The sequence below is a fragment of the Leisingera sp. NJS201 genome (genome assembly GCF_004535885.1).
In the GTDB taxonomy this organism is placed as follows: domain Bacteria; phylum Pseudomonadota; class Alphaproteobacteria; order Rhodobacterales; family Rhodobacteraceae; genus Leisingera.
On the sequence record NZ_CP038234.1, the window covers coordinates 62,284 to 84,552 of the forward strand.

19 protein-coding genes and 1 pseudogene are annotated in these 22,269 nt (G+C 59.6%); 11 read left to right on the plus strand and 9 right to left on the minus strand.

What is annotated here, in order from left to right:
* The first annotated feature begins 18 nt into the window (after positions 1 to 18).
* From ETW23_RS00275 to ETW23_RS00300, 6 genes are all read left to right on the plus strand, one after another.
* Positions 19 to 990 carry a D-glycerate dehydrogenase gene (locus ETW23_RS00275; protein ID WP_134828735.1) on the plus strand — a complete coding sequence of 324 codons (972 nt, stop codon included), beginning with the start codon at positions 19 to 21 and terminating at the stop codon, positions 988 to 990.
* Positions 990 to 3,650, plus strand: coding sequence for a phosphoenolpyruvate carboxylase (locus tag ETW23_RS00280; protein WP_134828736.1), 2,661 nt, complete (start codon positions 990 to 992; stop codon positions 3,648 to 3,650). The genes ETW23_RS00275 and ETW23_RS00280 overlap by 1 nt, the downstream gene beginning before the upstream one ends.
* A gap of 13 nt (positions 3,651 to 3,663) precedes the next feature.
* A complete protein-coding gene (glyA, locus tag ETW23_RS00285; RefSeq protein ID WP_134828737.1) occupies positions 3,664 to 4,947 on the plus strand; it encodes a serine hydroxymethyltransferase in 1,284 nt (427 codons plus the stop codon).
* Positions 4,948 to 5,331: 384 nt separating this feature from the next.
* The gene (locus ETW23_RS00290) at positions 5,332 to 6,123 is read left to right on the plus strand and encodes a DeoR/GlpR family DNA-binding transcription regulator (protein ID WP_134828738.1); all 792 of its coding nucleotides are present in this window, start codon (positions 5,332 to 5,334) and stop codon (positions 6,121 to 6,123) included.
* Positions 6,124 to 6,277: 154 nt separating this feature from the next.
* Positions 6,278 to 7,954 carry a Na/Pi cotransporter family protein gene (locus ETW23_RS00295; RefSeq protein ID WP_134828739.1) on the plus strand — a complete coding sequence of 559 codons (1,677 nt, stop codon included), beginning with the start codon at positions 6,278 to 6,280 and terminating at the stop codon, positions 7,952 to 7,954.
* 41 nt (positions 7,955 to 7,995) lie between these two features.
* The gene (locus tag ETW23_RS00300; RefSeq protein ID WP_134828740.1) at positions 7,996 to 8,835 is read left to right on the plus strand and encodes a DMT family transporter; all 840 of its coding nucleotides are present in this window, start codon (positions 7,996 to 7,998) and stop codon (positions 8,833 to 8,835) included.
* Positions 8,836 to 8,886: 51 nt separating this feature from the next.
* On the opposite strand, the gene ETW23_RS00305 is transcribed toward ETW23_RS00300, so the two are convergent.
* Positions 8,887 to 11,673, minus strand: coding sequence for an ATP-binding protein (locus tag ETW23_RS00305; protein ID WP_254695099.1), 2,787 nt, complete (start codon positions 11,671 to 11,673; stop codon positions 8,887 to 8,889).
* 405 nt (positions 11,674 to 12,078) lie between these two features.
* Positions 12,079 to 14,427, minus strand: coding sequence for a methyl-accepting chemotaxis protein (locus tag ETW23_RS00310; RefSeq protein WP_134828742.1), 2,349 nt, complete (start codon positions 14,425 to 14,427; stop codon positions 12,079 to 12,081).
* Between the two features lie 642 nt (positions 14,428 to 15,069).
* On the opposite strand from ETW23_RS00310, the gene ETW23_RS00315 reads away from it, so the two are divergent.
* The gene (locus tag ETW23_RS00315; protein WP_134828743.1) at positions 15,070 to 15,402 is read left to right on the plus strand and encodes a hypothetical protein; all 333 of its coding nucleotides are present in this window, start codon (positions 15,070 to 15,072) and stop codon (positions 15,400 to 15,402) included.
* A 276-nt stretch (positions 15,403 to 15,678) separates the two neighbouring features.
* Here ETW23_RS00315 and ETW23_RS00320 read toward each other — a convergent pair whose 3' ends face one another.
* From ETW23_RS00320 to ETW23_RS00345, 7 genes are all read right to left on the minus strand, one after another.
* Positions 15,679 to 16,053 carry a hypothetical protein gene (locus ETW23_RS00320; protein ID WP_217621249.1) on the minus strand — a complete coding sequence of 125 codons (375 nt, stop codon included), beginning with the start codon at positions 16,051 to 16,053 and terminating at the stop codon, positions 15,679 to 15,681.
* 15 nt (positions 16,054 to 16,068) lie between these two features.
* Positions 16,069 to 16,779, minus strand: a complete 711-nt coding sequence (locus tag ETW23_RS00325) for a hypothetical protein (protein WP_134828744.1) — start codon at positions 16,777 to 16,779, stop codon at positions 16,069 to 16,071.
* Complete coding sequence (locus ETW23_RS00330; RefSeq protein WP_134828745.1) at positions 16,776 to 17,267, minus strand: hypothetical protein; 492 nt, start codon at positions 17,265 to 17,267, stop codon at positions 16,776 to 16,778. Before ETW23_RS00330 ends, ETW23_RS00325 begins: the two co-directional genes overlap by 4 nt.
* On the minus strand, positions 17,264 to 18,133 hold the full coding sequence (locus ETW23_RS00335; RefSeq protein WP_205879926.1) for a Gp49 family protein: 870 nt from the start codon (positions 18,131 to 18,133) through the stop codon (positions 17,264 to 17,266). Before ETW23_RS00335 ends, ETW23_RS00330 begins: the two co-directional genes overlap by 4 nt.
* Positions 18,134 to 18,146: 13 nt before the next feature.
* A complete protein-coding gene (locus ETW23_RS00340) occupies positions 18,147 to 19,274 on the minus strand; it encodes a site-specific integrase (RefSeq protein ID WP_254695100.1) in 1,128 nt (375 codons plus the stop codon).
* Between the two features lie 127 nt (positions 19,275 to 19,401).
* Positions 19,402 to 19,563, minus strand: a complete 162-nt coding sequence (locus tag ETW23_RS24980; protein WP_167738050.1) for a hypothetical protein — start codon at positions 19,561 to 19,563, stop codon at positions 19,402 to 19,404.
* 513 nt (positions 19,564 to 20,076) lie between these two features.
* A complete protein-coding gene (locus ETW23_RS00345) occupies positions 20,077 to 20,418 on the minus strand; it encodes a helix-turn-helix transcriptional regulator (protein WP_134828746.1) in 342 nt (113 codons plus the stop codon).
* A gap of 189 nt (positions 20,419 to 20,607) precedes the next feature.
* On the opposite strand from ETW23_RS00345, the gene ETW23_RS00350 reads away from it, so the two are divergent.
* The 4 genes and pseudogenes from ETW23_RS00350 to ssb all read left to right on the plus strand — a co-directional run bounded on the left by ETW23_RS00350 (position 20,608) and on the right by ssb (position 22,252).
* Positions 20,608 to 20,961, plus strand: coding sequence for a hypothetical protein (locus ETW23_RS00350; protein ID WP_134828747.1), 354 nt, complete (start codon positions 20,608 to 20,610; stop codon positions 20,959 to 20,961).
* Complete coding sequence (locus ETW23_RS00355) at positions 20,954 to 21,223, plus strand: hypothetical protein (RefSeq protein WP_134828748.1); 270 nt, start codon at positions 20,954 to 20,956, stop codon at positions 21,221 to 21,223. The genes ETW23_RS00350 and ETW23_RS00355 overlap by 8 nt, the downstream gene beginning before the upstream one ends.
* Positions 21,224 to 21,295: 72 nt before the next feature.
* Complete coding sequence (locus ETW23_RS00360; RefSeq protein WP_134828749.1) at positions 21,296 to 21,787, plus strand: hypothetical protein; 492 nt, start codon at positions 21,296 to 21,298, stop codon at positions 21,785 to 21,787.
* Positions 21,771 to 22,252, plus strand: a pseudogene (gene ssb / locus ETW23_RS00365) (single-stranded DNA-binding protein). Before ETW23_RS00360 ends, ssb begins: the two are co-directional and overlap by 17 nt.
* The last annotated feature ends 17 nt before the right edge of the window (positions 22,253 to 22,269 follow it).

Consider the following 22,269-nt stretch of genomic DNA (forward strand, 5'->3'; position numbering starts at 1 on the left):
CGACAGGGAGATGAAATCATGGCAAAGCCCAAGGTTCTGGTGACCCGCCGCTGGCCCGCCGCAGTCGAGGCGCAGCTTTCTGAAGCCTTTGATGCTGTGCTGAACACTGGCGACAAGCCATTGAGCGAGGCGCAACTGCGCGACGCAATGAGATCCTATGACGCTGTACTGCCGACGGTGACCGACAAGATCCCGGCCAGTGCGTTTGATATCACCAAGCCCCAGGCACGGATCCTCGCTAACTACGGTGTGGGCTACTCTCATATTGATATGCCCAGTGCGGCAGGCCACGGCATGACTGTGACCAACACCCCCGATGTTCTTAGCGAATGCACTGCCGACATCGCCATGACGCTGCTTTTGATGGTGGCCCGCCGCGCAAGTGAAGGTGAGCGTGAAGTGCGTGCCGGTGAATGGACCGGCTGGCGTCCGACCCATCTGGTCGGCACCAAAGTATCCGGCAAAACGCTGGGTATCGTCGGCTTTGGCCGTATCGGCCAGGAAATGGCCCGCCGCGCGCATCATGGCTTTGGCATGAAGATTGTGGTGCAGAACCGCTCCCGCGTGTCGCCGGACATTCTGGCCCGCTACAACGCTACTCAGGCTGACAGCTTGGAAGAGCTGATGCCGCAGTGCGATTTCGTGTCACTGCACTGCCCGGGCGGAGTTGCAAACCGGCATCTTATCAACACCCGGATGCTGAACCTGATGAAGCCGGACGCATTCCTTATTAATACCGCCCGCGGCGAGATTATCGACGAGCTGGCCCTGTCCCGCGCCCTGTGGTTCGAAACCATTGGCGGCGCCGGGCTGGACGTGTTCGATGGCGAACCGCGCATCAACCCGGATTTGATGGACTGCGACAATCTGGTGATGCTGCCGCACTTGGGCAGCGCCACCCGCGAGGCGCGCGAGGCGATGGGCTTCCGTGTGCTCGACAACCTGACTGATTTCTTTGCAGGGCGCGAGCCACGGGACCGGGTGATGTGATGGGAGATCCTGCTGAAACCGCGGACGCGGAGTACACCGGCGCAGGTTATGCCGCCGAGCTACGCACCGAATTGCACGCTCTTTGGCTGGATGTCCTGCGCCAGCGCGCGCCTGAGATGGCAGAACGGGCCACCGGCGAGCCTGCCTGGGATCTGTCCGATGGCCAGCACGCGACCGCCTATATGCAGGCGTTCAACATCTGGTTCCAGCTGCTGAAGATCGTCGAGGAAAACGCCGCCATGCGCGACCGCCGCATGGCCGAAACCCAGGATGGCCCGGAAGTGGTCGAAGGCAGCTTTGCCCGCGCCCTTGATCTGGCCGGCGAGCTGGCAACGCCCGAACGGCTGCAGGAGGTCGCGGGCCAGTTCTCCATCGGCCCGACCCTGACCGCGCATCCGACCGAAGCCAAGCGTGTCACAATTCTGGAAATTCACCGCCGCATCTACCGCGGGCTGGTGTCGCTGGAGGCCAAGCGCTGGACTCCGCGTGAACGCGCCGGCCTGCTGGAGGATCTGCGTTCGGAAATCGACCTGCTGTGGATGACGGGCGAGCTGCGCCGCGACCGGCCCAGCCTGCAGGATGAAATTCAATGGGGGCTGCAATTCTTCCGCGACAGCCTGTATGAGGCGGTGCCGCAGCTGTTCGAGCGCTACATCGACGCCGCCGAACCGCGGCTGGGTGACAGCGCTGATGCGCCCTGTCTTAAGTTCCATTCCTGGATTGGCGGCGACCGCGACGGCAATCCGAATGTGACGGTGGATGCCACGGCGGCAGCGCTGACCGCGAACCGCGCAGCCATTCTCAAGCGCTACCAGAAGGCGCTGGCCACCGCTGCTGAACGAATTTCGATCTCTGCCGCCGTGTTTGCACTGCCTGACAGCGCCTCCAGCCGGCTGGCAAAAATCATCACAGCGGCGCCGGGCGCTGCCGGCCTTGCGGCTCGCAACCCGGGCGAAGTCTTTCGCCAGGCGCTGACAGCTATTCATGCCCGTATCAAGGCAACCGCCGCCGAGCAAACCGGAGCCTATGCGCATCTGGGCGATTTCGTCAGCGATCTCACCCGGGTTGAGGAAGCGCTGGAGGAAATCGGCGCCAACCGGCTGGCGGCCCGTTACGTGCGTCCGATCCGCTGGCAGGCCGATGTCTTTGGCTTTCGCACAGTGACGCTGGACATCCGGCAGAATTCCACTGTGACCACTGAAACGCTGACTGAAATCTGGTCGCGCTCCGGCCAGGTGCCGGAACTCGGCAGCGCCGAATGGTCGGCGCGCCTCCGCTCTGAGCTGGGCAGTGCTTCGCTGCCCTATATGATGCCGGATGAATTGAGCCCGCAAAGCGGCGAACTGCTGAAACTGCTGCGGCTGATGCGCGATGCCGGTGCCGGCGAAGACCCGCATGCGATGGGGCCGTTTATCCTGTCGATGACCCGCTCTACAGACGACCTGCTCGGCGTCTATCTGCTGGCGCGCTATGCCGGGTTTGGTGCCGAAAAAGCTGCGCTGAAAGTTGTGCCGCTGTTTGAAACCATCGGCGACCTTCGGGCGGCCCCTGGCATTCTCAACGGCCTCTTGGACGTCCCCTTCGCCCGCCGCTCGCTGAAATCCGGCGACAACCGGATCGAGGTGATGCTGGGCTATTCGGACAGCAATAAGGACGGCGGTTTCCTTTGTTCCACCTGGGAGCTGGAGAAAGCGCAGCGCCTGATCACCCGCACCCTGGCCGCGCATCGGATGAAGCCGGTGTTCTTCCACGGCCGCGGCGGCTCGGTCTCCCGCGGCGGAGCGCCTGCTGAACGCGCCATTGCCGCCCAGCCCGCGGGCACCATCGCAGGCCAGTTGCGGATCACCGAGCAGGGCGAGGTAGTCAGCTCCAAATACGCCAACCGCGGCACCGCGCTGCACCAGCTGGAGCTGATGGCTTCCTCGGTCCTGCGCCATTCGCTGCAGGAAGGCACGCCGCCAGTGAGTCCAGAGCATGACGACGCGTTCGAGGCCCTCGCCGGCATGTCGCAGGCGGCCTATTCCAACCTTCTGAATGCGCCCGGCTTCCTGGACTACTTCCAGCAGGCCAGCCCGGTAGAAGAGCTGGCCATGCTCAAGATCGGCTCGCGTCCCGCCCGCCGCTTCGGCGCGGGCTCACTGGATGATCTGCGCGCCATCCCTTGGGTCTTTGCCTGGTCGCAAAACCGCCACATGATCACCGGCTGGTACGGCTTCGGCTCGGCGGTGGCCAGTTTCCGCAAGTTCCGCGGCGCGCGGGGTGATGGGGTTCTGCAGGACATGTTCCGTAACTCGCCACTGTTCCGTCTGGTGGTGGACGAGGTCGAAAAGACCCTTCTGCAAAGCGATATGGAGATTGCTTCGGATTACGCTACGCTGGTGCAGGACGCGGAAATCCGCGAGCGTATCTTCGGCACCATCCGCAAAGAATACCAATTGGCCCGAGAGGCGATTCTGTTCCTGACGGGTGACAGCAGCCTGGCCGGCCGCTTCCCGCGCTTGCGCGCCCGCTTTGGCCGGGTTGAGCCCATGCTGCGCGAAATTCACAAAACCCAGGTGCGTCTCCTGCGGGAAGAGCGCGCCGAGAAGCCTTCAACAGTGCCGGTCCCGCTGATGCAGTCGATGAACTGCGTTGCCGCGGGGCTTGGCTGGACAGGATAGACAGGAGCCCCGAATGTCCAAAGACCTCTTTTTCACCCAACCCCTCTCCGAGCGCGACCCTGAGCTTTATGCGTCGATCACCGCCGAGCTGGGCCGCCAGCGCGACGAGATCGAGCTGATTGCCTCCGAGAACATCGTCTCGGCGGCGGTGATGGAAGCGCAAGGCTCTGTGCTGACCAATAAATACGCCGAAGGCTATCCGGGGCGCCGGTATTACGGCGGCTGCCAGTATGTGGACGTGGCTGAAAACCTGGCCATCGACCGCGCCAAGGCGCTGTTCGGCTGCGACTTTGCCAATGTGCAGCCGAACTCCGGCAGCCAGGCGAACCAGGGCGTGTTCCAGGCGCTGATCCAGCCCGGCGACACCATCCTGGGCATGGATCTGGCCTCCGGCGGCCACCTGACCCATGGCGCGCGCCCGAACCAGTCGGGCAAGTGGTTCAACGCGGTGCACTACGGCGTGCGCGAAAGCGACAACCTGATCGACTACGACCAGATCCAGGCGCTGGCAACCGAGCACCAGCCCAAACTGATCATCGCCGGCGGCTCCGCCATCCCGCGCCAGATCGACTTCGCCAAGTTCCGTGAAATCGCCGACAGCGTCGGCGCCTATTTCATGGTCGACATGGCCCATATCGCGGGTCTGATCGCGGCCGGTGAGCACCCCTCGCCGTTCCCGCATGCGCATGTGGCCACCACGACCACCCATAAAACCCTGCGCGGCCCGCGCGGCGGCATGATCGTGACCAATGACGAGGCGATTGCCAAAAAAGTGAACTCGGCGATTTTCCCCGGCATCCAGGGCGGCCCGCTGATGCATGTGATAGCAGGCAAGGCGGCGGCCTTTGGCGAGGCGCTGAAGCCTGAGTTCAAGACCTACCAGAAGCAGGTCAAGGCCAACGCGGCGGCCCTGGCGGACCAGCTGATCCAGGGCGGGCTGGACATCGTCACCGGCGGCACCGATACCCATGTGATGCTGGTCGATCTGCGTCCCAAAGGTGTGACCGGCAACATCGCCGACAAGGCGCTGGGGCGGGCCCATATCACCACCAACAAGAACGGCATCCCGTTCGACCCGGAAAAGCCCACCGTGACCTCGGGCCTGCGCCTCGGGACCCCGGCCGGCACCACCCGCGGCTTCGGCGAGGCAGAGTTCCGCCAGATCGCCGATCTGATCATCGAGGTGATCGACGGTCTGGCCGCCAACGGTGAAGACGGCAATGCGGATGTGGAAGCGGCGGTGCGCGCCAAGGTCGCGGACCTCTGCGCCAGATTCCCGCTGTACCCGAACCTGTAAGCCTTTGCAGCATTGAGACCACAAACCGCCGCGGCCGATCAGCCGCGGCGGTTTTCCATTGCGGCAAGGGCAAGGCTCCCGCGCCCCGCAGGTGCATCAAAGATGCCCCGGCACGGGCCTTGGGCCCGGCAGCGCCCCTGCGGGGTGCTGCCCGCGCCGTGCACCAGCACGGCGCCATGCCCAACGCTTTCGGGTCTGCCTGTGGCAGGCTGGAAAGGGGCGGGAGCGGTTGGCGGCTGGACGCGAAGGTGCCCGTTTGCAGGAGAATGCCCGGCAAAAAGTGGAAAGACCCAAAAAAATGTGGGAAAATGTGGGTTGACCTTGTAAGCCGGAAAAAATCCATGCCTTATGGCGTCAGGCAGTTAATCGCGAACAGGCTCACTCTTGTCGGACTCACTTTCTCTATCTCACCGCGAATTGGAGCTGGTGGACGCTTTGCGGCGCTTGGGCGGATCAGCCCGCAGTGCAGAGCTTGCAAAAATGCTGGATGTTTCCGAGGAAACTGTGCGCCGCACCATCAAGGCTCTGAACAAGGCTGGAGCCGTGCAACGGGTGCATGGCGGTGCCTTTCTGGCAGGGCCGCAAAGCGCGACCAGCTTCGCCCGGCGGATTTCTGAGAACCAAAAGGAAAAAGCCCGGATCGCGGCCCGGATCGCTGGACATGCCCGTGATGGCATGGCGCTGTTTCTGGATGTCGGCTCTACCACAGCATTTGTTGCCGAAGAGCTGCGGCAGAAGACCGGGTTGATCGTGGTCACCAATTCTATCGGAGCGGCACAGGCACTGGCAAACCACAATGGCAACAGGGTGCATTTGCTGGGTGGTGAATTGCAAAGCAATGAGCGCGGCACCTTTGGTTTTGTGGCTGAGCAGCAAGTCCGGCGGTTTGCGCTGGATCTGGCCATACTGTCTGCAGATGCATTTTCTGCCAAACAGGGCGTACTCTATCACAGTGCGGCCGAGGCGCAGCTGGCCGGGGTGGTTGCCGATTGCACAGAGCAGGTGGCACTGGCCATGGCCCATCCTAAGTTTGCGGAATCTGCGCCGCATTGCGGACCCTCTCCGCGCAAGATCAGTCTGCTGTTTACCGACCGCAGACCTGACAAGAAACTCTCAGCAGCGCTGGCAGGCTGGGGGGTGAAAGTGGACGTTGTTCCAGGTGGTAAAGATGACTGACGAACAGCTGCCTCTGCGGCAGTCTGAAATGCAGGCCGCTTGATGGGCGGCCGCTGGAAATGCCCGCAGCAGCTGCCTCAGGAACGGGGTAAGATTGCATTGGTTGCGACTGGGACAGAAACACCCCGGCTACAGGCCGCAAGCAGGAACTGACATGGCGATTTTGACTTTTTTGATCAGTCTGGCGGGAGCCACGATGCTGCTTCTCTATGCGGTGCGGATGGTTCGCACCGGGATCGAGCGCAGCTATGGCGCCTCGTTCCAGCGGCTGCTGACCGGACGGCAAAGCCATCTGCAGGCGGGCCTGATGGGGCTGATGCTGGCGATCGTACTGCAAAGTTCGGCTGCCGTGGCGCTGCTCACCTCCGGGTTTGCGGCCAGCGGCTATCTGGCCTTTCCCACAGGGCTGGCCATCGTGCTGGGCGGCGATCTGGGTTCGGCGCTGATCATTCAGATCCTTTCCTTTGATCTTGATTGGCTGGTGCCGGTGCTGCTGGCGGCAGGCGGGTATCTGTTCGTCAAGACCGAGGCCAAGAAGGCGCGGCAGCTGGGCAGGATCTTGATGGGGGTCGCCTTCATTCTGATTTCGTTGCGATTTCTGCGCGAAGCGATGGATCCGATCCGCGACAGCGCTTTTCTGCCGGCGGTTGCAGGCTATTTGGCGCGGGATTACATCACGGCGTTTCTGGTCGGTGGCGCGCTGGCTTTTGTGATGCATTCGTCAGTAGCCGCTATCCTGATGTGCGTGACGCTGGTGCAAATCGGTGCGATCCCCTTTGCCGCAGGCCTTTCACTGGTATTGGGGGCGAATTTCGGTTCTGCCTTCATTCCCGTCTGGCTGAGCCGCGGAATGGATTTGCGGGCACGCCGCATCCCATATGCCAACCTGGCTTTGCGCGGCACCTGGGCGGTGATCTGCCTGTTCGGTGCCAATCTGGCGCTGCGCCAGGGGGTGTTGGGGGATCCGCAAGGCGGCCAGATGCTGGTCAACGCGCATCTGGCCTTCAATGCGTCACTGCTGGTGCTTGCGCTGCCGGTTTGCACAACGTTGGGAGAAATCTTTGCCCGGCTGTTCCCCGAACCCGCGCAGACAGAGATAAACCATCCTGGGCGGCCTGTCAGTGCGCTGGAGCAGGGCAGCTATGGCTCAGCTGCGGTGTCTGTTTCGAACCTTAAACGCGAGCTGCTGCGAATGTCGGATCAGGTTAATGCCATGTTCCGCCCGGTACTGGAACTGTACCAATCGGGTGGCAAGGAGAAAATCAAGACCGTCCAGCTGATGGACGCCGAGGTCAACGCTGGGCTCTCCGGTGTCCGGAAATATGTGGCTGCGATCCCCGAGGATGGCTTTGATAAAGAACAGCTGAAGACGGCCCGCAGCCTGATGGAATATGCGATCCGGCTGGAAACCGCTGGTGATGTGGTGGCGCGCCGGCTGACAGTTCTGGCGGGTGATTTGAACAAAAGGAACCTGAGCTTCTCCAGGGAAGGCTGGATGGAGATCACCCGGATGCATGAGGCAATCCTGGCCAATATGCAGCTGGCCTCCAATGTGCTGATCTCCGATGATTTGGAAAGTGCGCGGCTGTTGAGCCTGGAAAAAACCGAATTGAAGCGGATGGAGCACGACAGCCGGAAACGTCACCTGAAACGGTTGCAGAATGGTGCCCGGGAAAGCTTTGACACGTCCGATATCCATTTGGAAACGCTGCGTGCCTTGCGCGAATTCAACAGCCACATTGCAGCTGTGGCCTATCCGGTTCTGTACCGGAACGGTCAGCTGCTGGAGACCCGGCTAATCAATGAAATGCTGCCGGAAGACGCCGAGTGACGCTTGAAATCCAGCCGCCTGCCTAAAGGCCTGCCCAGAACATGACCCTTTTTATCATCGCTATCATCTTGTCGGCAGCGCTGTTGCATGCTGTGTGGAACGCCATCGTGAAGACGGCTGCGGACCGCACCACCACACTCGGGCTGGTTGCCTTTGGCCACGTGATCCCCAGTGCCGTGATGATCACAATTCTGCCGCTGCCTTCTGCTGAAAGCTCTGTCTATATCCTGCTCTCAACGGTGGTTCACTTCGGGTACTACTACATGCTTGGCCGCGCCTATCAGCACGGCGACCTCAGCGTCGTTTACCCGATCGCCAGGGGTATCGTGCCGGCGCTTGTCGGCATATGGGCGATGATCTTTGCCGGCGAGGTTTTGCCATTGCAGGCCTGGGCGGGCATTGCGGTGATTGCCCTTGGCATCCAGCTCAGCAGCTGGAAGGCGCTGCGCTCGGGTGTCGGGCGCGCGGCTCTTGGTTTTGCCGCGGGGACCGGTTTTTGCATTTCGATTTATTCATTGGTCGACGGTATCGGCGTGCGTTTGTCCGGTAACACGCTCAGCTACTGGGCCTGGGGGGCATTTCTGCACATTTTTATCGCCGGATTCATTGCTGTGCGCAAGCGCAGCACGCTAGCGGCTTTGCCCAGGCGGACATGGATCCTGGGGATTGCCGGAGGGCTGGTATCCATGACGGCTTACGGGCTGGTGCTTTATGCCAAGAACTTTGCCCCGCTTGGCGCTGTTTCCGCGCTGCGGGAAACGTCGGTGATCTTTGCCGCGCTGATCGGATTTTTCTTTCTCAAAGAAGGATATTGGATACGGCGGCTTGGTTCTGCGGTATTGATGGCCTGCGGTGTGGCCCTGATCGGAATGGCTGTCTAGATCCTGTGCGGCTTGATGCGCTGGCGCAATCAATGGGATTGGGTTGAGACCTCAGGCTCTTGCTCTGGGCTGCGTTTCAAGGGCGGCAGTATCTGTCAGAAATGATGCCAAAGTGTGCAGCAGAACTGCCTTTTTGACCGGCTTGGCCAAGAAGTGATCCATGCCCGCATCCAGGCAGGCTTGCCGGTCGCTGGAAAACGCGTTGGCCGTCAGGGCAATGATTACTGGCTGGGGAAAGGGCAGATTGCGGATCTCCCGGGTGGCCGCAATGCCGTCCAACTCGGGCATCGACATATCCATCAGGATAATATCCGGCTGTTGTTCCTTGAACATGTCAACTGCCGCGCGGCCATTCCCGGCTTCAGCCAATTCCACCGGCTGACCGCGCAGAAATTTGCGGATCAGCAGCCTGTTGGTCTGGTTGTCCTCAGCCAGCAAAACCTTGCAAGGCCTGATCTGAGGCGCGGTGTCCAATAAAAACTCTGCGGCCGGGGAGGGCGCTTGCCTGGCTGGCGACATTTGCAGTTCCAGCCGGAAGCAAGAGCCTTGGCCGGGATCTGATTTAACCGAAATGCTGCCGCCCATCCGCTTGGCCAGCATGCTGGAAATGGTAAGCCCCAGCCCGGTTCCGCCAAACTCCTTTGTCGTTGCCGCGTCTGCTTGGGTGAAGCGGTCAAAGATATGGCGCGCTTGTGAGTCGGAAATTCCGATCCCGCTGTCCTCAACTTCGGCGATCAGGCGGCATGGGTTTCCGTCGGCATGCGAGACGCGGACGTCAATTCTGCCTTGCGGCGTGAACTTGACAGCATTGCCGATCAGATTGACCAGAATCTGCCGCAATCGCCCGTCATCTCCATGCAGCCGCTCCGGTAGCCCGTCAGCGTAAGAGACCTGCAGCGACAGGCCTTTTTCCAGCGCTTTCGGGCGGAACAGCCCCGCCGCACTGCCAATACAGTCGCGCAGGTCGAAATCCTCTTCGGTTATAGAGAATTTCCCGGCTTCCAGCCGCGACAGGTCAAGGATGTCATTGATGATCTTCAGCAGTGCCTGGGCCGAACTGCGGATGGTTTCCACATTTTGCTGTTCATCCAGCGAAAGCTCCGCGTCAGCCAGCAAATCAGCCATGCCGATGATACCGTTCATCGGAGTGCGGATTTCATGGCTCATATTGGCCAGGAATTCCGTTTTGGCCCGATCGGCCTGTTCGGCCGCAACCTTGGCCTCGGCCAGTTCCCGTTCACGCAGTTTGCTATGGGTGATGTCGCGTTCAATGCCGATAATCAGGTCGACTGTGCCATCTTCGCGGGTCACTGGGACGATATTGGTATCGAACCAGGCTTCTTCCCCTGATTTGGTGTAGGTGAGCACTTCGTTGTGATAGCGGATGCCAAGGTCCTTGTGGCGGTTCATTTCCCGGATCACGCCAAGATCGGTATCCGGGCCGTCCAGCAATTCTGAAGGTGTCCGGCCAATTGCCTCGCTGGCGGCATAGCCTGTGACGCGGGTGAAGGCCTCGTTGACCCAGAGGATCTGCCGCTCTGCATCGGTCAGGATGATACTGTCGGACGCGTGTTTTGCGACCAGCGACAGACGGTGCAGTTCCGCCTGTTGTTTTTGCAATTCGGCATGGGCGTCTTCCAGTGCGCGTTTGCCGTGTTTCAGTTCGCTGTTCCGCTCGGACAGAGTCTGATTCGCACGGATCAGTTCTTCGCGCAGATGGACATCCTCCGACACATTCCAGTTGACGCCAATCATCCAGTCGCGGCCTTGCGCATCTGTAAACGGGCTGGCCAGCGCCCGGATATGCTTGAAGGTGCCATCTTCCAGAACAATCCGGAAGTCCGAGGCGAAATGTGTCTTGTCCCGTTCCGCTGACTGCAGTGCCTTGGCCACCCGGTCCCGGTCGCCGGGGTGCAGCATGGCCATCCATTCGGCTCCCTCCGGCGGCCCGTGCTGCACGGGTAGGCAGTAGAGTTCATGCATGCGGCTGTCCCAGCTCACCTTCTGACTCACCGTGTCGCATTCCCAAATGCCCACACGGGAAGTTTTGACTGCAATTTCCAACCGCCGCGAGACGGCCTCCAGCTCGGCTTCCCTGCGCCGCAGCTGGCCGATAACGGTTTGCCTTGCAGCAGACAGCCTGCCGGCCAGAAACGTCGGGAAAACGACAAGTGCCGCCGCCGCCAAAAGACCCAGCCTCAGCTTCCACAGGTTGCCAGGAATACTTTGCCAGCCGCCTCGGGGCCGGGCGGCCAATTTCCAGGAACCAACTGGCAGGTTTATGTCCAGCAGAACGGGATCTCCGGTCAGCATGTCCGGCACGCCGAAAAACTGGCGGCCAGAGGGGCCCGTCCCGTCTTGGCCGGTCAGCGCTATTTCCAGGCCGCCCTTGTTTCCATGGATTCCGGTCTCGGTGTAAAGAGTGCCGGTTGCGACCACAGCCGAGAGAATGCCCCAAAACTGCCGGTCAGTCCCCGACCCCGTGAAAATAGGCAGCCGGTAGATAAACCCGGAGCCGCCCTGTACCAGGTTTACCGGCCCGGCCAGCACCATGTCACCGCTATCGCGAACCCGGTGTGCCGCCGCCCGCTGTGCGGCATTCTGATTGTAGTCCAACCCGATGACGGGTTCGTTTCCTTTCACCGGATAGACCAAGGAAACCACTAGGCCGGGAGCTGCAGCGATGTGCCTGATGGCGGTCTTTCCCTCCAGCACCTGTGCGGCCATCCGGCTGAACCGCGCCTGCTGCATGTCCGGTTCGGTGGCCAGCATCGCTGCCAGCCCGCGCAGCCGCTGATAGTCGCCATTGACTTGGCCTTCCAGCCGGGACTTGAGCATCCCTGCCTCTTGCTGGACCCTGGCACGTTCAGACTGGTGGTGGATTGTGGCGTTTTGCTGCTCAGCGTAAAACCCTGCAGCACAGACTACCGCCAAGGCAAGCAGGGCGGGCAGGTATGTCCGGTTGCTGAAGGCGCGCAGCCAGCGAGCAGGAAGTTTAGACACGGCCATCTTGCCACCTTTGCATTTGCGCGAAGCACTGCTGGCATCCGTGTCCAGAATGTATGCCAAGTGTTCGGTTCAGCCCCAATGTCCTCTTAAAGTCTGAAAATAGGGTTTTCACAACACCGGTGCAGGCTGAGCGGCGCTGCGGCCGCCAACGCGGCGTCCGCAGCGGGCCGTTGCGCGACAGGTTTTGCAGCTAGGCTGTTGTCTTTGCCACAATGTGCTCTGCTCCAGTCGGGATCAAAAGTCCTGCCATTTTGCCAAGGCGGCCGAGCCCTCCGTGGCGGGAATGGCGGAATGCGTCTCAGGCAAATCATCCCAGCCATAGCCATGAGCGGATGGCTGGACTGGTTCCGGCACCTGGCGGGGCGAAGGTGTGTCCATACCGACATTGAAATTGTCCACCAGCCCGGCCAGCTTGGAGGCGTCGCCGTTCAGCAGCTGGCCTGCTGCCGTCATCTGCTCCACCATCGCGGCGTTCTGCTGGGTCACCTGGTCCAGTTGCATCACGCCGGTGTTGATTTCACCAATGCCCGTGGATTGTTCTGCTGCGCCCTCGGCAATCCCCGAGACAAGCCCCGAGATATGGGTAACCTGGGAGACGATGCTGTTCAGCGCCTCGCCGGCTTTGCCGACCAGATCCACGCCCTTTGCCACTTGGTCACCGGAATTGGAGATCAGCGCCTTGATTTCCATGGCCGCATCCGAGGACCGCTGCGCCAGGGCCCGCACCTCGGAGGCAACAACAGCAAAACCGCGTCCGGCATCGCCTGCGCGCGCCGCCTCGACGCCTGCATTCAGCGCCAGCAGGTTTGTCTGAAACGCGATATCGTCGATCACACCGATGATCTGCGAAATATGGGAGGCCGATGCTTCGATCCCGTTCATCGCAGAAACCGCGTTTCGCACCACTTCACCGCTGGCCTCGGCTTCGTCCCGGGCCTCGTTCATGGCGGTTTCCACCCGGCGTGCGCCATCGGCTGCAGCCTTAACGCTGGCGGTCATCTGATCCAGCGCGGCAGCGGTCTGCTCCAGCGTGGCGGCCTGGCTTTCGGTGCGCTGCGACAGATCATCCGAGGCCTGGCTGATTTCAGAAGTGCCATTGCGGATGCTGGTGGTGGCTTCCACCACTTCGCGCACTGTATTGTTCAAGGTGTCAGCCGTCTGGTTGAAATCAAGGCGCAGGCCCTTGTACGCTTCCGGGAAAGGTTCTGTAATCGGGTTCGAAAAGTCCCCGTTTGCCAGCCGCTTCAGGCCGTTACGCAGTTCACCAACAACGAGATCCTGCTGGCGTTGCAATTCAGCCCGTTCCTCTTCTGCCGTCTGGGCATTTTGCAAGTCAGTTTTGAAACCTTCGAGGATACCGGCAATATTGCCGAATTCATCGCCGGTGCCATGACCGGCGACCGGGTGATTGTAATCCTTGGCTGCGATGTGCTCGACACTGTCGGACAGGGCCGAAACCTTGCGGGCAATGCTGCGGGCTGCCACCCAGGACAGGAGTGCCACAGCCAATGCCACGCCAACGGCCTGCAGCATGGCGGCGTTGGACAGGCTGTTTTGGGCTGCCAGCGCCTCGGCGCTGTCAACTTCCAGGACAATGCCCCAGGTCCGGTCTTCGAGGGCGACGCCCGCAGCCATGGCTTCGACCGGTTGGCCCGCCAGGCCCGGAGTGCCCGAAAAACTGCTTTTCCCGCCGCCAAGTGCCGCCGTAATCTGTGCCAAACCGGGCAGGTCCGACAAGGCCTGATGCCCGTTGCCGCGGTCCGAAGCAGTCAATGCGACTCCATCGCCGCGCACCAGGTAGGCCTGGCCGGATTCCCCCAGCAGACTGGAGTGGGACAGAAGCTCAGAGATGTCTTCAACCGGGACGCGCAGCACCAGCGCCCCCATCATTGCGCCTTTCTTCAGGATCGGAGCTGAGATGAACATTGCCGGGCGGCCGCTATCGGCTTTGTAGGCAGCCATTTCCGACAGGAACACTTGGCCGCGCTCCAGTTCCAGCGCGGCGCGGAATGCTATGCCCAACCCGCTGTCCTGATACGGCCCATCCAGGTAATTCAGCGCAAAATCATCGTTCTTTTGCACCGCATAGACCATGTTGCCCTGCACATCCAAAAGATAGGCGTCCAGGAACCCCTGTTCTTCCAGAAAGGTGACAAATCCGGTGTGATTCATCTTGTGGCGGATGGACCAGGCGGATTTGTCTTTGGCATCGAGCAGCTTGTAGCGCTCACCTGCAGGGTTGGGGTTGCCGTCTGCATAGGCGGCGCGCAGATGCCCGCTGGGATCATCGCCCAGAGAATAGAAACCGTTGGAAAAATCCCGCAATGCCGTTTCAACTGCTTTACTGGCCACCAGTGTCCGGGTCTGCGAGCGCAGGTCGGCCACCCAGTTCTCCAGTGCCTCTTTGCGCTCTTCCAGCAGTGTCGCATATGCGGCTTCCCGGTTGGCCTTCAGTGCTTGCCCGGCCTCCCAGGCAAAGAATAGGCCAGAGGCGAGGGTCAGAATTATCGTGGGGGCGGCGATAGACAGCGGCAGTTTGCGGCCCAATGGCATATTCGCCCAGAATTTGAACAGTCGAGTCATTGCAGCGTAGTTCCCATCAACATTTGAGTCTGCCGGCAGCCTGGGAGCAGCCGTGAACGGTGCCAGCTGAGTGGCGCCTGATGGCAAAACACTTGATGGGATTCATTTCGGCAGCGTTAAATTATGTGCCAAAACCCCTGATTTGCTGCATTTGGCAGGTCATATGCAGCAAAAAAGCAGATCCATTTTATCTGTGCCCTTACGCGCCTGTTGCGAATCGCCGGTGCACCACTGAGCCGTGCCGCCCTCCGGCCGGGCTTGGAAGAGCAGCGAATCCCCTGCGCCAGTTTCAGTATCCGCTGCACAGGGTAAATTGCATTCAAGGGTGGCAGGACAGGCGGGCTGCGAGTCTGAGGATATGAAAACCCCTGTGCTCACGGTGATTTTGCGTGTTTGCTGCGCTCGTCTTACTGGAACAGGCTGCCGAAAAAAACCGGCACTATCTGGTCAGCATTCTGAAAACATTCAATTTTTGAAAGATGGTGCTGCTGGAGAGAATTGAACTCTCGACCTCTCCCTTACCAAGGGAAAAGGCCATTTAAAGAAAAGCAAGTAATATCAACATCTTGCGAAAACCTCAAAATGTCACTTCCCGGATTTTGCCCGGATCGCGCTTTCTGCCCGGCTTGCGCGCCCGTGCGGTTGTTCCTGGGTTTGGGCGGCGGTGAAAGGAAAATTCAAGTGCAAGAGCAAGCGACGGCGGATCAGCAGATCCTTGCCATTTTGGGGGAGCTGCAGGCGGCTATCGGGGGTGATGTTACCCGGCTCAAGCCTGATGAGGTGGACCGGGTGCGCGAGATACTCAGGCATGGCAAAATTCTGATTGAGATTGCCAAGTATGAGGAAGCCAAGGGAATTGTGCGTGCGCGCTGGCGCAGCGTGATCCTGGGGCTTGCGGCTGTTGCATCTGGTCTGGCGTTGCTTTGGGAAAAGTTTGCGGCCCTTGGTCGGTGGGCTTTGGGGTTGGTGCAATGAGGGGGCCGGTTCACCCGTGCCGTCGCAAGATGCGGCCTTTGGACTGGCTGAGCGCGGTGTTGATTGCGCTGGCGGTTGGATCTTCTGCAGTCCCTGTGGTTCTGCCGGAGATCCTGCGCGTGGTGCGCGCGGTTCCTGCAGCGCAGCCGGAATGCCCATCACAGCAGGCAGCGCCCCAACAGCTCAAAGTGTTTGATCTGTAAGGAATGCCAAAGGCCCGCCTGATGGCGGGCCTTTGGTGTGTTTTCAGTTGTCCGTGTAGTGGTCTTTGTTGGACTATTCGGTTTCGCGCGCCGCTGCGCGGTCGATGCGTTCAATCTCGGCGGCAATCAGGGCGCCAGCGCGCACCAGGTCCTCGCGTGGCGTCTTGGGCTTCCACCATCCAATATCCCAAGGCCAGAAGCCTTGCGGGTTGGCGGCATCGGCGCGGTAATTGGTGTTGGTGAAGGCACTGAAGGCATAAGCGGCAGCGGCGGCAGACATCGCGCCATCGCTGTGTTCGTCGTCATGCGCTGGCGTCCAGCCTTCCTTTTCAATCTGGCGCTGGCGCTCTGCCGCGATGGCTTCAATTCCAGTCATGGTTTGCTCCTGTGGTTTTGCGGGCATCCCTAGGAAGCCCCAATAGTCTTCCGGCCAAATATCGTCTGCCATGTCGGCCTCCGGGGCTTAGATGGATGAAATTGCGAGGGGCGCGCTCTGCTCCGAAACTGGTCGACGCAGGGAAAGATTGTCGCCAGCTCGCTTGCCAGCCTCGACGCCCTCGGAAAACACACTGACCTTGCGGTTAACCGCCTTTTTGAAGCCAAGGCTTTCATAGTGGTCATCCAGTTTCTTGTTTTTGACGATCATGACCTCTGTGCCAGTTCCTCGGCCTGCGTCGTCCAGCGTCTCGGACATGGCATAAAGCCGCTGCGCAATTCTTCTGGCCATGTAGATGGCAAATGACTTTCGGTCTTTTGCCCGAATATGTGGCGGATATGGCCCCGGATCGTAGTTTGCGCTTTCAACCTTGATGGCATTCAGGATGTGGCCATGCAGCCAAACTGCAAGGTCACGTTCTGCGCTGTAGCCGTGGTAAGTCATGGCCGAACCCTCAGAAACGCAACCTTTGAAGGCCACGCGGGTGTTGGTGAACGCGGCAATCGCATTTTGCACGTAAACCATTGCGCCGCCCGGCCTGCCATTGGTCCAGCGGGTGTAGCTGGCGCCGATATCTTCAGCCTGATCGCCGGAAATCTCATCCATCGTGAAGCCAAACTTACTCATCAAGTCCATGGACTTCTGCATGCACAGATTGACCTCTGCTTCACTTGATGCTGGGTCGTTCGCTCGGGCCAGCAGGGCCCGAGCGCGATCTCTCATAGAAAGTTGTGTCATGCTGTTTGCCTTCCATCTTCCTCAAAGGGTTCAAATTCTTCCGGCGGCAGGGGTGTGTATTCGTCTGCCGCCGCCGCGCGGGGTTTCGGTTTCGGGATGGCCGGCACATCTTCGCGCTTCATGCCCAAGGCGTGCCGGAGATCATCAAACATGGCGTAGACGTTGACCGGGTTGTCACAGGTCCATACGCCCGCCATCAGGATCGCGCGGGCGGTAACGCGCAGATGGCGGCCCGCGCTCACGGCGGCTTCGGTGGTGTCGGGGCCTGCGCCGAACATGGCCTTGATCCGGCTGGCCGCCGATTTCTCGACCATTTCGCGGGCGCGCTGTTCTGAGCTGAAGGGGCCTAGCACCTGGGCGGCACCTGGAAGTGAACACAGCCCGGCAAAGGTTTCGCCATTGGGGCCGGGCGTCCAGCCGGGTGAAACCTGCCCAACCTTGAGGCGGCCAATGAAATAGTAAGGCCCGGCCCAATGCGCTGCGGTCATTTGATGGCCTTCAGTTTGAAGCCGGTCCAGCCGGTAATTTGCTCCTTGAGGAAGCGGATCGACTTGCCGTTGATCTGGTCGATCTTCTGCAGGCGCATCTTGATTGTTGTCTGGGGCCATGCTGCGAGGCCTTCAGCCTCCTGCCATTTCTGGAACGCTGTGATTGCATCGCTTGTCGATGTGAAAGAACTGTCCGATCCGTCAACGCTGCAGCGTTCGGAAAGGAAGCGCTTGACGGTTTCCTGCGGGTCCTCAAGGGCGGCGCGCACAAGGGGATCGCTCTTGGCGGCCCCGGTGCCCCGCAATGTCTCGCGCGCCTCATCCCGCCGGTTTTCCTGGCTGTGCGCTTCATCCCGCAGCCGGAATGCCAGAAGTAGGAACACCTTTTTGCGGGCTTCTGCTTTGGCGCGCTGCTGGCCTTCTTCAAGGTTAAAGCTCTTGGGGTCCGCGCAGGCGCTTTCTCCGGTCACGGTGAAGCTGTTCTGCAGCTCAATAGTGCAGATGGTGAGCGTGGTGCCCTCTGGCACATGATAGAGTTCCCGGCGGATTTCGAGATCTACCATTTCGGGGGTAACGCGCAGGGCATCGGTTTTGTCGGTCATAGGGCTTCCTTTAAAGGTGTAAATACAGCTAAAAGGTGTCAACTGAGCAAAAAAAAGGTCGTGAGATCTTTGCCCGTCGTATGTGGGGCGAACGACCTGTTCTTGAAGTTCTCGATGCCCCCGGTTCATTGATGGGAGGGCGTACATGTGCCAGCGCCAACTTGCTTGAATTGCACGTGCGGCGGCCAGATTGGCGCTAGTGATCCCGTGTTTAATCTTGGCGCACTCAATCCGGTGCTCAAGATCCTGCAGTTCTGGTGACATTGGCTTCCTCCTATCAGCGCACGGCGCGCAGGTTGTTGGCGTTGGGTTGCAGTCCGCGCCGGAAGTCCCAGCCGTGTTGCAGCAGGCGTTCCGGCAGGTCGTCGGGCGCAATCTTGCGGTAAATGTTGGCGGTGTCCGCATCGGCCCATCCGCCTAGATCCAAGAGCTTTCCGAAATCCTTGGTTTGCGAATAGAACCATGTTGCCCATGTGTGCCGGATCGTGTGCGGCGTCACCTTGCGCGGTCCTTTGCTTTCCAGCCCGGCGCGGTCCCGTGCCTTGTTGAATGCCGTTTTGATCTGGCCGCCGGTGTTTTCGCGCGGCTCATAGGGTTTGCCGCGCGAGGTCAGAAACAGCTCGCGCGTTTCCGGCAGATCGTCGGTGCAGATCATCTGGCGGGCGCGTTCGGGAAACTCGACCATACGGGGGTGGCCGTTTTTCGTTTCCACAAGATACGCTTGCCGGGTGCCCTGGTAGAAGGTGGACGCTTGCAGGCTGAGGGTTTCGCTCACCCGTGCGCCCGTGCCGATCATGAACCCGATGATCCTGCTGAGATGTGGGGGCAGCTCAGCCGCGAAGGCTTCAAATTCCTCTGGCGTCAACCATCGGGTAGCTTTTGTATCTACCTTGCGCCGCCGGAGCTTGACCGCATCGCAAAGCTTGTCCTCGGCGGCCATGTTCATGATGGCTGAGACTGGTGTGATGAGCTGGCGGTTTATCGTGGCGGAACTGGCGTTCGGATACAGTTTTTTTGCTGCTGTATTGATCGCAGCATTGTCAATCTCGGACAGTTTCTTGCCCGCGAAATGGCGCAGCAGCGGCTCAAGAAAGCGTTCCTCACCGTCTGCCATCAGGTAATTTACTGTGGCTTCCTCGAAGGTGGCTGTCGCTTTCTTTCCAAGGGCAGCACGTTGGAGGATTTGCGCTTCCGTCCTGATGCGGATCGCGTCTGCCGCTTTTCGGTTACTAGTTTGAGTGCTGCGGTCAACGTGGATCCCTGCGACCGTGCCGCGGATGTACCAGTTGGGCGAGCCGGGTTTTTGTCTAAGCTTGAGGGGCATGTGTGTTGCTCCGTGATAAAGGCATCTGCCAGATCTTCGCGCCGGTAGAGTACTTTGAATTTTCCGCGGGTTTCGATCCACTTCAACCGGCCTTCACGGCGGAGAGTGTCAAGGCCGCTGCGATTGGTGACAATCCCATGCTTGGCCAGCCACGCAATGGCATCATCCGTATTGAGGTTCTTATCTGCGGTGAGGATCTGCAGCTTGTTCATTTGCCGGATCCCTCATGGAAAATCATGCCGCAGGTCAAAAAAAGAAAGAGAATCAATAGGCAAATGCCAAGTCCTGAGCCGTCAATCAGGGCCACAACCGGGCCATCTGATGGCGGCCATGCGCTTGCCTGTGGCAGTAGTGTGTCAACCTTGTCCATGCTCTCACCTTTAAGGGTGTATCCAAGGTGTATCACACATTTAAAGGTGTGACGCAAGCATTTAAGGTTTCAAAATAGAATTTAGGGTGTACATCTAGATGTAGTGCATCTCCGGGTTGACCGACGCAAGTTAGCGTCATATGGGTGTGTATATGCAGTTTTAAGGTTGGAAGGATAAAATAATGTGTGAGCCGCGATTGCCCCATATGGGCGGTGCGCAGCCAGTGCCGGAAAGCGTTGAGGCTTCCCGGTGCGGCGGTGGGGGTTCCCGCAAATTCAGTATGACGGGCCATGATCAAAGGCGGCCCGCTGTTGTTCAGGAAAGTGAGTTCGAAGTATTTGGCGCTCTTGCCGCCCTGGCTGCTGGCCGTGATGAGCAGGGTCTGAATGAGCTGGCCGATGATCTGGAAAATTTCATAGCAGCGCGTGGCTCTGCTTGATCAAACAAGAAAATGCGGCGCACGCGCCGCATTTCATTTTCTGAGTTTTGAATCTTTTGGCCTGATGCTGGCGTTAAGCCCCGCCTTTTTCGGCGGCAATAAACGCCTCAAGATCTCTTTCATCAATATTGTCGATTAGCTTAGCCAACCTGATCCGGGCCGGGGAAATTTGGTGATCGGATACGATGAGCGAGATCGGCACGCCTAACAGCTCACAAGCTGAAAGCAGGTTTGCTAAAGTAATGTCGGTTTCACCACGGCAGAACTTGCCTAGAACATTGTTGCTCATGCCGCCTTTTTGGGCAGCGGATGTTTCGCTGTAGTCGCTTAGCGCAATGGCCATTCTCAAATTAATGCGGGCGTTTTCGACTTTGCGCAGGACCTCGGGCCTGCGCTCGGACTTTGGTTTCGCCATTTGGATTACCTAATCAATTCTATTTTTTTGCGTGGCCGGGCTGTTGCCCCTGCTGGAATGGCTAACATTTAAAGGTGGGGTTGGCAACTTCAAGTATGGATTACCCCCAATAAGGTGCGATTGCCGGGTTGACCACACCCTTAAAGGTGTTATGCATACATATAGTGTTTGATTTGCGAGGAAGCACCAATGAAGGAACAAGGAATTTTGGCGGATTTACCGCCGGTCAACGTGTTTCGCGGCTGGCTCTTGTGTGCTGTTGCTGACTTGGAGCTTCCCGCCCAAGTTGTCTCCGGTGCTACTGGGGGTATTAATGCGGTTGGCCGTTTTTTGAGCGACGGCAGCAAGGATCTCATGTTGTCCCGTGCGAATGCCGTAGAGACATTTGTGCGAGCTGAGGCGGCCAGGAAAGGGCGGATCCTGCCGCCTGTCGCTGAGTATGACGTTCGATCCTATGCGGATCGCGTCTGCTCCAAGCTGGATGAGCGCTTCCCAAATTGGCGTAAGTCGTTCGCGGATCCGGCGGGGTGCGAAAATGTATGATTGCACCCTGACGTTGAGCGAGAGAGAGCAAAAAGACATTGCGCTCATTGCGCGTGATTTCGCCGCTCAAAATGGTCTGCCGCCGGTTTCGGTGGATGAAATGGCTACTGAACTGCTGCGCAGTCATTTGGTTCTTTGCCGCGATTGCCCTGGCGTCCTGCCCGCACCCGATCCGGACCGGCTTAAGCGGACGGTTCGCAAGCGACTGATCAAGGGTAAGGGCGGTGTGAGCCTGCAGGATGGCGTCAATGCAAAGGCTTGATCTGTCCCATTACGCTGCTGACTGTCGTCGCCTTGTGCGCCGTGATCAGCGGCGTGATCCCAAGATGCCGAATTGCGCAATTGGACTGCGCCGGATTTGCGGCACCTGTTCTGCCTTTCCGCCGGATGCGGAAATCCGGGCAAAGGCGCAACTTTGTTCGGTTCGGAAAATAGAAGTGGACGGCCCGCGTTGTGCGGCGTCCTGCCCTCTCTGGTCGCGCAAAAGCGCGCCTGTTTCTATCAATCACAAAGGAATTTCGTGATGCCCAAAGGTACACGTGAATATCGCACGATCATCGTTCATGGCCGGGCGGGCTGTGGGAAAACGCATCATGGCAAGGATCTCGCCCATGCCTTGGGTTGCCGCGAGGTCGTTGACGGCTGGGGCGATATGGGTCTTGCAAATGGTTTCCTGCCGCCGGTTACGCCCGGCGCGCTTCACCTGACAAATCTTGATCTGTCTCAGGCCGTTACGTGTCCGCCTAAGGATGTGCTTATCCTGTCGTTTGACGCGGCTATGTCGTCGGCCTTTGTTCTGGGGCGGTTTGATGGCGGGTTCACTTAACAAGGTGATGCTGATCGGGCACCTGGGCCGGGATCCTGAGGTGCGCTCATTCCAGAACGGCGGCAAGGTCTGCAACCTGCGCATTGCCACCTCTGAAAGCTGGAAAGACCGCAACACAGGTGAGCGTCGTGAGCGCACGGAATGGCATTCCGTCGCCATCTTCAATGAGGGCCTTGTGAAGGTGGCAGAGCAATACCTGCGCAAGGGGCCAAGGTCTATATTGAGGGCCAGCTGCAAACCCGCAAATGGCAGGATCAGAGCGGGCAGGACCGCTATTCAACAGAGGTGGTGTTGCAGGGCTTTGGCTCAACGCTGACCATGCTTGACCGGCGGGAGGGTGGCAGCTCGGGCGGTGGGTCTGGCGGCGGCTATGACGGCGGTTCCAGCGGTGGCTACGGTGGTAGCTCGGGCGGCGGATCCGGCGGTTTCGGTCACGGCATTGATGATGATGAAATCCCGTTCTGACATTGAACGGCCCGCGG